Origin of the sequence: Cellulomonas carbonis, assembly GCF_014636275.1 — a bacterium.
GTDB classification, from domain to species: Bacteria; Actinomycetota; Actinomycetes; order Actinomycetales; family Cellulomonadaceae; genus Actinotalea; species Actinotalea carbonis.
On sequence record NZ_BMEB01000011.1, the window covers coordinates 24,609 to 35,983 of the forward strand.

At 72.6% G+C, this 11,375-nt stretch carries 9 protein-coding genes and 1 pseudogene; 4 read left to right on the plus strand and 6 right to left on the minus strand.

Features of this window, described 5'->3' with window-relative positions; translation table 11 throughout:
- Positions 1–5: 5 nt before the first annotated feature.
- Positions 6–887, minus strand: a complete 882-nt coding sequence (gene fdhD / locus IEV86_RS17130) for a formate dehydrogenase accessory sulfurtransferase FdhD (RefSeq protein WP_043605166.1) — start codon at positions 885–887, stop codon at positions 6–8.
- Between the two features lie 42 nt (positions 888–929).
- Here fdhD and IEV86_RS17135 point away from each other — a divergent pair, with 42 nt between their 5' ends.
- Positions 930–3,302 (plus strand): FdhF/YdeP family oxidoreductase, encoded by a 2,373-nt coding sequence (locus tag IEV86_RS17135; protein ID WP_043605163.1) that lies wholly within the window; start codon positions 930–932, stop codon positions 3,300–3,302.
- A gap of 49 nt (positions 3,303–3,351) precedes the next feature.
- On the opposite strand, the gene fdhA is transcribed toward IEV86_RS17135, so the two are convergent.
- The 4 genes from fdhA to IEV86_RS17155 all read right to left on the minus strand — a co-directional run bounded on the left by fdhA (position 3,352) and on the right by IEV86_RS17155 (position 7,911).
- Entirely contained in the window at positions 3,352–4,572 is a 1,221-nt protein-coding gene (fdhA, locus tag IEV86_RS17140; RefSeq protein ID WP_043605161.1) for a formaldehyde dehydrogenase, glutathione-independent, read from the minus strand.
- Positions 4,573–4,704: 132 nt separating this feature from the next.
- Positions 4,705–6,030 (minus strand): RNA polymerase sigma factor, encoded by a 1,326-nt coding sequence (locus IEV86_RS17145; protein WP_229734718.1) that lies wholly within the window; start codon positions 6,028–6,030, stop codon positions 4,705–4,707.
- Complete coding sequence (locus IEV86_RS17150; protein ID WP_052426098.1) at positions 6,018–6,740, minus strand: YciI family protein; 723 nt, start codon at positions 6,738–6,740, stop codon at positions 6,018–6,020. Before IEV86_RS17150 ends, IEV86_RS17145 begins: the two co-directional genes overlap by 13 nt.
- 124 nt (positions 6,741–6,864) lie before the next feature.
- Positions 6,865–7,911 carry an NAD(P)-dependent alcohol dehydrogenase gene (locus tag IEV86_RS17155; RefSeq protein WP_043605158.1) on the minus strand — a complete coding sequence of 349 codons (1,047 nt, stop codon included), beginning with the start codon at positions 7,909–7,911 and terminating at the stop codon, positions 6,865–6,867.
- Positions 7,912–8,055: 144 nt separating this feature from the next.
- Between IEV86_RS17155 and IEV86_RS17160 the strand changes: the two genes are divergently transcribed.
- The 3 genes from IEV86_RS17160 to IEV86_RS17170 all read left to right on the plus strand — a co-directional run bounded on the left by IEV86_RS17160 (position 8,056) and on the right by IEV86_RS17170 (position 10,840).
- A complete protein-coding gene (locus IEV86_RS17160; protein WP_043605153.1) occupies positions 8,056–8,649 on the plus strand; it encodes a hypothetical protein in 594 nt (197 codons plus the stop codon).
- 183 nt (positions 8,650–8,832) lie between these two features.
- Positions 8,833–10,251 carry an LEM-3-like GIY-YIG domain-containing protein gene (locus tag IEV86_RS17165; RefSeq protein WP_052426097.1) on the plus strand — a complete coding sequence of 473 codons (1,419 nt, stop codon included), beginning with the start codon at positions 8,833–8,835 and terminating at the stop codon, positions 10,249–10,251.
- A gap of 52 nt (positions 10,252–10,303) precedes the next feature.
- Entirely contained in the window at positions 10,304–10,840 is a 537-nt protein-coding gene (locus IEV86_RS17170) for a hypothetical protein (RefSeq protein ID WP_043605151.1), read from the plus strand.
- Positions 10,841–10,935: 95 nt separating this feature from the next.
- On the opposite strand, the pseudogene IEV86_RS17175 reads toward IEV86_RS17170, so the two are convergent.
- Positions 10,936–11,115: pseudogene (locus IEV86_RS17175) on the minus strand (transposase); the annotation flags it as partial.
- Positions 11,116–11,375: the final 260 nt, after the last annotated feature.

Below are 11,375 nucleotides of genomic sequence, written 5' to 3' on the forward strand. Positions count from 1 at the left end.
GGGCGCTACGTACCCGGCGCGGCCGGGACGGCCCGGAGCCGCTGCGTGTGGGTGTACGCGTTGAGCGTCTCGCCGCGGTTGAACGCGACGAGGGTCAGGCCGAGCTCGTCGGCCAGCTCCACCGCGAGCGCGGACGGCGCCGAGACCGCCGAGAGCACCGGGACGCCGGCCATCGCGGCCTTCTGCACGAGCTCGAACGACGCCCTGCCCGACACCTGGAGGACGGCGCCGCGCAGCGGCAGCAGCCCCTCGCGCAGCGCCCACCCGACGACCTTGTCGACCGCGTTGTGCCGCCCGACGTCCTCACGCACGCACGCGAGCCGGGGCTCGGCGTCCGAGGGCACGTCGACGTCGCCGTCGTCGGACGGCACGAACAGCGCCGCCGCGTGCACGCCGCCCGTGCGGCTGAACAGCGGCTGCTCGGCGCGCAGGCGGTCCGGCATCGCGAGGAGGTGGTCGAGCCGTACGACGGCGTCGTCGGCGACGACCTCGAACGCGCTCACCTTCCGGACCGCCTCGATCGACGCGGTGCCGCACACCCCGCAGCTGCTCGACGTGTAGACGTGCCGCTGGAGCGACGGGTCGGGGAGCGCGACCCCGGGCGCGAGGCGCACGTCGACGACGTTGTAGTCGCGCTCCCCCGCGTGCCCGATCCCCGCGCGGTGGTCCACCGACGCGATGTCGCCCTCGGCGCGCACGACGCCCTCGGAGACGAGGAAGCCCGCGACGAGGTCGACGTCGGCACCCGGCGTCCGCATCGTGACGGTGAACGGCGTGCCGTGGACGCGCACCTCGAGCGGCTCCTCCCCCGCGAGCGCGTCGACGCGGTCGCGGACGGGACCGGAGGCCGTCATCCGCTGCACGCGCCAGCGCCTGGTCAGTCGCATGAGGCCACCCTCTCGCGCGGGGGCCGGTCGTAGCATGACGAGATGGCAACGACGCCGACCGCACCGACGCCCCCGGACGACCTCGACCAGCCCGCGGTGAGGGTCGGCAAGCCGAAGCGCACGTCGGCGGGCCTGCCCGGTGTCGTGACCGCGATGCGGCACGCCGTGGGGCAGATGGGACCCGTCCGCTCCGCGAGCGGGCTGCTGCGGATGAACCAGGCCGACGGGTTCGACTGCATGAGCTGCGCGTGGCCCGACCCGGACGCCCCGGACCGCAGCCACGCCGAGTTCTGCGAGAACGGCGCCAAGGCGCTCGCGTCCGAGGCGACGCGCAAGCGCGTGCGGCCCGAGCTGTTCGCCGAGCACACGATCGACGAGCTCTACGCGCGCGACGACCACTGGCTCAACCGCCAGGGCCGCCTCACGACGCCGATGATCCGCGAGGACGGCGAGACCCACTACCGCCCGATCTCGTGGGACGAGGCGTTCGAGCGCATCGCGGCCGTGCTCCGCTCGCTCGACACGCCCGACCAGGCGGCGTTCTACACGTCGGGGCGCACGTCCAACGAGGCCGCGTTCCTCTACCAGCTCATGGTCCGCGGGCTCGGCACCAACAACCTGCCCGACTGCTCCAACATGTGCCACGAGTCGTCGGGCGAGGCGCTCGGCAAGACCATCGGCATCGGCAAGGGCTCGGTCACGCTGCACGACGTCGAGACCGCCAAGCTCATCATCATCGCGGGGCAGAACCCCGGCACGAACCACCCGCGCATGCTCACGTCGCTCGAGAAGGCCAAGGAGCAGGGCGCGGTCGTCGTCGCCGTGAACCCGCTGCCCGAGGCCGGCCTGACGCACTACCAAAACCCGCAGCGCGTGCACGGCATGGTCGGGCGGGGCACGCGCATCGCCGACGTGCACCTCCAGGTGCGCCTGGGCGGTGACCTCGGTGTGTTCCAGGCGCTGGGAAAGGTCCTGCTCGAGGCCGAGGAGGCCGGCCGCCGGACCATCGGCATGACGAGCGTGCTCGACCACGCGTTCGTCGAGCGGCACACCGTGGGCCTCGAGGAGTACGCCGACGGCCTGCGGGCGACCTCCTGGAGCGACATCGAGGCGGCGACGGGGCTGCGCGAGGCGCAGCTGCGCGAGGTCGGCGAGCTGCTGCTCGCCTCGGACCGGACGATCGTCGCGTGGGCGATGGGGCTGACCCAGCACCGCCACGCGGTCGCGACGATCAAGGAGATCGTCAACCTCGTGCTGCTCCAGGGGAACCTCGGCCGCCCCGGCGCGGGCCTGCTGCCCGTGCGCGGGCACTCCAACGTCCAGGGCGACCGGACCATGGGCATCTTCGAGAAGATGCCGCAGCCGTTCCTCGACCGCCTGGAGGCGGAGTTCTCCTTCGCGAGCCCGCGCGAGCACGGGTTCGACACGGTCGACACGATCCGGGCGATGCGCGACGGCCGGGTCCGGTTCTTCATGGGGATGGGCGGGAACTTCCTCAAGGCCGCGCCCGACACCGCGGTGACCGAGGCGGCGCTGCGATCGTGCGCGATGACGGTGCAGGTCAGCACCAAGCTCAACCACTCGCACCTGGCACCCGGCCGGACGGCGCTGATCCTGCCGACGCTCGGGCGCTCGGACCTCGACGTGCAGGCCACGGGGCGGCAGCGGGTCACGGTCGAGGACTCGATGTCGATGGTGCACGCGTCGTCGGGCCACCTCCGGCCGCCGTCGGACGGGCTGCTCTCCGAGGTCGCGATCGTGTGCCGCCTCGCGCGGGCGCTCTTCCACGACGAGCACGGCCGCCCCCGGCCGGGGACGCCGCAGGCGGACTGGCGCGCGATGGAGGACGACTACCGGGTGGTCCGCCGCCACATCGAGGCGGTCGTTCCCGGGTTCGTGGACTACGAGCGCCGGATCGACGACCCCGGCGGCTTCCGCCTGCCGCACGGCCCGCACGACGTGCGCACCTTCGAGACGACGAGCACGAAGGCGCACTTCACGCGGACCCCGCTGTGGTGGCCGACGGCGCCGCCCGGGCGTCTGCTCCTGCAGACGCTGCGCTCGCACGACCAGTACAACACCACGGTCTACGGGCCCGACGACCGCTACCGCGGGATCTCCGGCGGGCGCCGCGTCGTCCTCGTCAACGCGCACGACCTCGCCGACCTCGGGCTGGCCGACGGCGACGTCGTCGACCTCGTCTCGGAGTTCACCGACGGCGTCGACCGTCGCGCCGAGGGCTTCCGCGTCGTCGCGTACGACACCGCGCGGGGCTGCGCCGCGGCGTACTTCCCCGAGACCAACGTGCTCGTGCCGCTCGACTCGACCGCGGAGGACTCGAACACCCCGACGAGCAAGTCGATCGTGGTGCGCCTCGAACCGGCCGGCGTGACCGCGGCTGCGTCCGATCCGTGACGCACCGCGAGCCCGGACCCCGACGGGTCCGGGCTCGCGGCGACGGACCTCAGGCGGCGCCGAGGTACCCGTTGGGGTCGAGCACGTACTTCTGCGCCGCGCCCGCGTCGAACTCGGCGTAGCCCTGGGGGGCCTTGTCGAGCGTGATCGGCGTGGCGTTGACGTTCTTCGCGATGCTCACGCGGTCGTGCAGGATCGCCATCATCAGGTCGCGGTTGTACTTCATCACGGGGCACTGGCCCGTCGTGAACGACAGCGACTTCGCCCAGCCGGTGCCCAGGCTGATCGACAGCGAGCCCTTCTTCGCGGCCTCGTCGATGCCGCCCGGGTCGCCCGTCACGTACAGACCCGGGATGCCGAGCGCCCCGCCGGCCTTCGTGATGCCCATGAGGGAGTTGAGCACCGTGGCGGGCGCCTCGTGGCTCGCGTCCTTGCCGTGCCCGCGCGCCTCGAAGCCGACGGCGTCGACGCCGCAGTCGACCTCGGGGACACCGAGGATCTGCTCGATCTGCTCGCCCGGGTCGCCCTTGGACACGTCGACCGTCTCGCACCCGAAGCTGCGGGCCTGCGCGAGCCGGTCCTCGTTCATGTCGCCGACGATGACGACGGCTGCGCCGAGCAGCTGGGCACCGGTCGCGGCTGCGAGGCCGACCGGCCCGGCACCGGCCACGTACACCGTGGACCCGACGCCGACGCCCGCCGTCACCGCGCCGTGGAAGCCCGTCGGGAAGATGTCCGACAGCATCGCCAGGTCGAGGATCTTCTCCATCGCCCGGTCCTTGTCGGGGAACTTCAGCAGGTTCCAGTCGGCGTACGGCACGAGCACGTACTCGGCCTGGCCGCCGACCCAGCCACCCATGTCCACGTACCCGTAGGCGCTGCCGGGCCGGTCGGGGTTCACGTTGAGGCAGATGCCGGTCTTGCGCTCCTTGCAGTTGCGGCAGCGCCCGCACGCGATGTTGAAGGGCACCGAGACGAGGTCGCCCTCCTTGATGAACTCCACGTCCCGGCCGACCTCGACCACCTCACCGGTGATCTCGTGGCCCAGGACCAGGTCCGCCGGGGCCGTCGTCCGGCCGCGGACCATGTGCTGGTCCGACCCGCAGATGTTGGTCGCGACCGTCTTCAGGATCACCCCGTGGTGCACCGGGCGCCCGACGTTGGCCGGGTTCACCCCAGGTCCGTCCTTGAGCTCGAAGGTCGGGTAGTCGATGTCGATGACCTCGACCTTGCCCGGCGACTTGTACGCGACAGCCTTGTTCCCTGACACGTCGATCCTCCTCGACCGAGGCGACCGTCCACCCGGATGGCGGGACGACCGCCGTACCCCCACCCTCTCTCCGGACGGCGTGTCCCGACAGGGGTTCGGCGGACCATTTCCGACATACCGCCCACCTCGCCGTCAGGCGGTGTGCGAGGCCTCCTCGAGCCGACGCCGGAAGAACGCGCGCTCGTCGTCGGTGCCCGCGAGCGCGAGCGCGGTGCGGTACGCCGCGGCGGCCTCCGCCGACCGGCCCGCGCGGCGCAGGAGGTCCGCCTCGGTGGCCGCGAGGACGGCCGTCCCGCGCAGGACGTCGTCGGCGGCCAGGGCCCCGAGTGCGGTGAGTCCCGCCGCCGGACCCGCCGCGGAGCCGACGGCGACCGCCCGGGCGAGACGCGCGTGCGGGGAGGGGGCGACCGCGAGCAGTCGGTCGTAGAGCGCGACGACGGTCGCCCAGTCGGTCGCAGCGGGCGTCGGGGCCGTCGAGTGGCACGCCGCGATCTCCGCCTGCAGCAGGTACGGCGCGTCGTCGACGGCGAGCCGCTGCGCCCGGACGAGCGCACGCAGCCCCTCCTCGACGGTGCCCGCGTCCCACGCGGACCGGTCCTGCTCGTCGAGCGGGACGAGCACTCCCCCGCGGCCGAGCCGCCCGGGTCGGCGCGCGTCGTGCAGGAGGACGAGCGCGAGTAGCGCGTGCGCCTCCGACTCCTGCGGCACGAGCCGCGTCAGGAGCCGCGCGAGCCGGATCGCCTCGAGGCACAGGTCGACCCGCAGGGCGGAGGAACCCGCCGTCGCGGCGTAGCCCTCGGTGAAGACCAGGTAGACGACGGTCAGCACGCCGTCGAGGCGCTCCGCGACGTCCTCGGGTGCGGGGACCCGGTACGGGATGCGCGCGTGCGCGATCTTCTGCCGGGCACGCACGAGGCGCTTCGCCATCGCGGGCTCGGAGGCGCCGAACGCGCGCGCGATCTCGGGGACCGTCAGGCCGCAGAGCGTCCGCAGCGTGAGGGCCACGCGGGCGTCGGGCGGGAGCGCGGGGTGGCAGCACGTGAAGATCAGCCGGAGCCGGTCGTCGGGGACGGTCGCGTGGGGATCCGGACGCTCACCGGTGAGCGCGACGTCACCGGTGAGCGCGTCGTCGTCGGCCGGGGCGTGGGTCGGGTCGGCCGCGAGCCGGCGCAGCACGCGGTCCTCCGTCGCGCCGCGGCGGAGCCGGTCGCGGGCCGCGTTGCGTGCGACCGTCGTCAGCCACGCACCCGGACGCGACGGCACGCCGTCGACGGGCCAGCGGCGGGCGGCCGCGACGAACGCGTCCTGCGTCGCGTCCTCCGCGAGCGCCCAGTCCCCCGTCGTGCGGATGAGCGTCGCGACGACGGACGCCCACTCGTCGGCGAACGCACGGACGAGCGCGGCCTCGGCACCCTCGGGCACCGGGGCCGCGCCCGCGTCGTCGTTCAGAAGGGCCACGTCGGCCGGATCTCGACGACGCCGTGCCGCGCCGCCGGGTGCCGGCCGGCCACCTCGATCGCCTCGTCGAGATCGGCCGCCGCGAGGAGGTTGTAGCCCGAGACCTGCTCGGCGAGCTCCGCGAAGGGGCCGTGGGTGACGGTCGTCCGCCCGTCGCGCACCCGCACCGTCATCGCCTCCTCGGCGGGTGCGAGCGGCGACCCCCCGCGGTCCAGGCCGCGCCGACGCATCTCGGCGACCCAGTCGAGCGGCAGGCCGGTGTCCGCGGGGTCGGGCGCCGGCGCGTCCGGCACGCCCGCCATGAGCAGGACGTACGTCGCGTCCCCCGGCAGGAGGTCGCCGTCGACCCCGTCGGGGTCCGGCTCGTCGTGCGGCGCGAGCTCGCGCAGCTCGAGCGCCCCGAACCGCGCGACCGGGTGTCCCGCCGCGACCTCGACGGCCTCCTGCGGGCTCGAGACCTCGAGGAGGTCGAACCCGCCGACGTGCTCCGCGAGCTCGACGAACGGCCCGTGGACGACGGTCGCCGGGCCGGCCGCACCGGGTGCTCCGTCCCACGCACGGACGGTCGTGGCGTCCGACGGCGGCCGCAGCCGCTCGCCCGCGAGCCGCTGACCTCGCCGGACGGCCTCCTCGAACCACGTCGACGGGTCGGTGTCCTCGGCCGCGGGGTGCGCGTCGTCGGACGCCCGGACCAGCATCAGGTACCGCATCGTCAGTCCTCTCCTCGTGGGTGCCGGGAACCCGGCTCACCAGCACGACGCACGGACCCTCCCCACGAGGACACCTCCGACGCCGTCATGGCGGACGCCGGCGAGTGGCGGCCCCGGCCGCGCGTCAGACCAGCGTGGACGTGTCGATGACGAAGCGGTAGCGGACGTCGGAGGCGAGCACGCGCTCCCACGCCTCGTTCACCTGGTCCGCAGCGACCACCTCGATCTGCGCGCCGATCCCGTGCTCGGCGCAGAAGTCGAGCATCTCCTGCGTCTCCGCGATCGAGCCGATCGTCGAGCCCGCGAGCGAGCGCCGCGCCGGGATGAGCGAGAAGACCTGGACCGGCAGCGCCTCCGGCGGCGCGCCGAGCGCCACCATGGTGCCGTCGACGGCCAGGAGCGACAGGTAGGACCCGAGGTCGAGCTCGGCGCTCACGGTGTTGAGGATCAGGTCGAACGTGCCCGCGAGCTCGGTGAACGTCTCCGGGTCGCTCGTCGCGCGGTAGTGGTCGGCACCGAGCCGCAGGCCGTCCTCCTGCTTCTTGAGGGACTGCGACAGCACGGTCACCTCGGCGCCCATGGCGTGCGCGAGGCGGACGGCCATGTGGCCGAGCCCGCCCAGGCCGACGACGGCGACCTTCGTCCCCGGCCCCGCGCCCCAGTGGCGCAGCGGCGAGTACGTCGTGATGCCGGCGCACAGCAGCGGCGCCGCGACGTCGAGGTCGAGCGCGTCGGGGATCCGCAGGACGAAGTCCTCGGTGACGACGACCTGCTGGGCGTAACCGCCCTGCGTGACCGAGCCGTCGCGGTCGACGGAGCCGTAGGCCTGCGTCATGCCGACGTGGCAGTACTGCTCGAGCCCCTTCCGGCACGCGTCGCACTCGCGGCACGAGTCGACCATGACGCCGACGCCCACGCGGTCGCCGACCGCGAACCGGGTCACCTCGGCGCCGACCTCGGCGACGACGCCGGCCATCTCGTGCCCGACGACGAGCGGGTACGGCACGCCGCCCCACTCGGCGCGCGCGGTGTGGATGTCGGAGTGGCAGATGCCGGCGAAGCGGATCTCGATCCGCACGTCGCGCGGGCCGACGTCGCGCCGCTCGATCGTCGTCGGCGTGAGCGGCTGGTCGGCGGCGGTAGCGGCGTAGGCGCGGACGGTGGTGGGCACGGTGCTCCAGGGGTTCGGGGGGTGGTGCGCGGCTGGGGCGCGGGTCGGGCGGGTGGGACACGGGTGACCGTGGTCCGGGTCGATCGTGGTCGCACGGCGGCGCGGACGCCAGCCCGGCGCGTCGCCGTCTCCTAACCTCACCCCATGCCGTCACCGCAGAGCCCCCCGTCGACCCGGACGTCCGTCACGTCGTCACCGCTGTTCCGCTGGCACGCACCGTTCGCCGTGGTCGTCGCGGTCCTCGTGGCCGTCGCCGTCGGGACGGGCAACGGCGGGCTGCTGTGGGTGGCCGCGCTCCTCGGCGCCGCGACCCTCCTGTCGTTCCTGCTCATGCGCGCCGGTACCCGGATGCGGGGGGACGCCGACGCCGTCGTCGCTGAGCGCTTCCCTGGCGCCCGGTTCCACGCGTTCGTCAGCGCCGACGAGCGGTACCGCCCCGCGCTCGGCCTCCCGCCCGGCATGACGGTCGCCGCGCTGCTCGTCGTCACCGATGCCGGCCTGCACCTGCTGGACGACCGCACCCACGCGGAGCTCGTCACCCTGCGCTGGGAGGACGTCCTCGGCGCGGAGTCGGTCGAGGAGCGCATCGGGTCGACCCCGCTCGAGGCCGTGGACCTCGCCCTCACCGGCGACCGCTTGGTCCGCCTGCGGACGTTCGACACCCGGCGGGTCCTGGGCAACGACGTCATCCTCGCCCGGCCGGCCCACCTGCCGTGGCCGCCGTCGGACGCTGACTGAGCGCACCGCTCCCGGACGGTCCACAGTGGCGCGAACGGTCCACAGTGGACGGATGCCGAACCGTCTGGCCCGACCCTGCAGCAGTCCCCTCACAGGAATCGTGTCACCGGTGACCGGTAGCGTCCCTGACGCGTCGCCTGCCTCGGTCGTGAGGGTTGCCGCGGCGGTGCGGAAGGAGCCAGCGTGGACGCGTTTTCGTCACTGACTGCTGAGGCGTTGGGGTGGTACGTGTACCTCCTCAGCGATCCCGGCGACGGGCAAGTGTTCTACGTCGGCAAGGGGGTGCGGAGCCGCGCATTCGACCACGCGATGGACGCCCGTGCGAACGCGGACCCGGAAGAGCTGCAAAGCGCAAAAATCCGGCGGATCCGGCAGATCGAGGCATCCGGTAGCCACGTAGGTGTGCGGGTGCTCCGGCATGGCTTGGCATCGGAGAAGCTGGCGTACGAGGTTGAGGCAGCGGCGATCGACCTGGTCAACGCCATGGCGCCGGGCACCTTGCTGAATGTGGTGCTCGGGCATCATCACGCCCAGCGCGGCCTGATGTCTGCCGAAGAGCTGGAGATCTTGTACGCCGCGCGACCGGCCCCTCGAGTAGAGGTGCCGGTCATGCTTGTGTCGTTGAACCGCCTGTGGACCCCGTCGATGTCCGATGGGGACTTGTACGAGTTCACGCGGGGGTGGTGGCGGGTCTCGGAGGACCGCGCGCGGCGGGTGCGGTATGTGATGGGCGTGCACAACGGTGTTGTGCGTTCGGTCTACCGGCCGGTCACGTGGCGCGCTCGCACTGTGGGCGACCGGGACTACGAGCAGGACGAGGGCCGCAGGCCGCGGTGGGCTTTCGAGGGCGAACCCGCCCCGGAGATGGCGCCCTTCTTGCGGACATCGGTGTCCCGGTTCCTGGTGCAGCAGTGGTCTCATCTGTACGTCGCGCCGGAGGGGGAGCCACCCTCGTCAAGCGGCGAACGGGCTGTGCTGCCGGACGCTCGATCGGTCGCCGCAGCCGAAGGCAGCCACGTACTCGCTGCGGTCACCGCGCGTCTGCATCCGCCGCAGCCGGCTCCGGAGGCTCCGGTGAATCTGGCCAAGTGCGCTCGGGTGGCAAGGTCGCTGTCGGACCTTCCTGTCGACATCCCTCTGGACGCGTCACCGGACGGCATGGCGGCGGTCGGTGCGGCCGTGGAGCGCCTCTGTGGGGCGAGCACGGTCGACGACGGCTTGCTCGCGCACCTGGTGACTTTGGTGACGGTGCACCCGGCCACTCCGTCCGGCTCTCGCCAGCGGATGCGGGACCTGGCGGCACGCCTTCGGGACCGGCTGAAAGGCGGCCCAGTGGAGGAACTGCTCTCTGCGGGGATGGCGTACGGGATCCGGTTGGATTCACTCGGGCCTCTCGGAGCGGTATGGAACACCCCGCCGTCGATGGTCGGTGCTCTCGCTCGCACCGGTCCTGGCCTGCGTCGGGTGGCGTATGAGTACCTCGCTCAGGCGGTCGCCTCCGTCGGGGACCTGGAGGACCAGGCCTTCGTCCGGCAGGTGGCGGACCGGGAGCGAATGCACGTCCAGGGCGCATGGGGGAGCATTCTCGGTTCTCCGCGCTGACGCGCAGTTGGTGTGGCCGAGCGGCCTCCACATGAGTCGGTAGCCTCGGGCCATGGTGGACGTCGATGGCTCGTACGCGCTGCTGGTAACGAGGGATCAGACGATGCTGCACACCCGCGACTGTCCCCATCTTGGTGCGGCGGCGCGGAGCTCGTTGGTGCCAGCATCGGCGGACCAGCTCGAGCTTCTGGCGATGTGTTCTTCGTGCCGGGACATCCTTGACGGGGCACGGAGGCGCACGTTCGCGACCCTGGACGCGGCCCTGGAGGCTCTACCGGTTCCGGTGGAGAACCGTGCGCGGATGCGGCAGATCGCAGCCGGGCTGACCATCGCGCAGGTGTGGATTCCGCCCTCCGGTTCGTACATCGCTGTGGCGGCGGAGGGGCAGGCGGCCTCTGCGTACTTCAACAAGGGGTTCGTGGACGTGCGGCGCGAAGCTGGAGGCTACGACCGCCACGAGATGCCTAGTTATCGCTCGGGATCCCGTTCCGGTGTACGCGATAGCTCCGCAGGGGTGCAGGTCGCGCTGTGCCCTTCTTGTTTCATGCAGTTGCCCGCCAACGGTGCTTGCGACGCCTGCGACGGCTGACTCCGAGCAAGTCCCGTGTTCGCGTACGGTGTCTCGGGTTTGGTTCAGTGGAGGCTCGGAACTGACGCGCCGACGGTAGTCGGGGCGGTGTGGTGCGCCGTTCGCAGGATCTCGTTCGCCGGCCGCAGCTCGCGGTTCTCACGCTCCAGTTCTGCGATCCTGCGCGCCTCCTCGCTGGTCACGCCGGGTCGGTCGGCGGCGTCGACCTCGGCCTGGGTGACCCAGCTCCGAAGTGTCTCGGCGTTGATGCCCAGCTGTTGGGCGCCCGGGGCCAGCGCTCCGGGTCGCGTCGCCGGGTCACGGCGGGCCTCCACGGCCACCCGCGTCGCACGCTCCCGAGCTCCTCGGGGTACTTCTTCGGTGCTGCCATGGCCCTCATCCTTTCCAAGATCGAGAGTGGTGTGTCCTGGGTTCCGTGGAGCCGGGTTGCTGGAATCGAGGCCACGGTGATCGGTTGTCTCGCCTCGAACTCTAGGGGCGTGAGCCAGCCCAGCGCGGAGTGCCGGCGCTGGCGGTTGTGGAAGATCTCGAGGTA

Excerpts from the sequence above, each read along its gene's own strand:
- fdhD (WP_043605166.1), bottom strand. The coding sequence starts at position 887 with ATGCGACTGACCAGGCGCTGGCGCGTGCAGCGGATGACGGCCTCCGGT.
- IEV86_RS17135 (WP_043605163.1), top strand. The coding sequence starts at position 930 with ATGGCAACGACGCCGACCGCACCGACGCCCCCGGACGACCTCGACCAG.
- IEV86_RS17150 (WP_052426098.1), bottom strand. The coding sequence starts at position 6,740 with ATGCGGTACCTGATGCTGGTCCGGGCGTCCGACGACGCGCACCCCGCG.
- IEV86_RS17160 (WP_043605153.1), top strand. The coding sequence starts at position 8,056 with ATGCCGTCACCGCAGAGCCCCCCGTCGACCCGGACGTCCGTCACGTCG.
- IEV86_RS17170 (WP_043605151.1), top strand. The coding sequence starts at position 10,304 with ATGGTGGACGTCGATGGCTCGTACGCGCTGCTGGTAACGAGGGATCAG.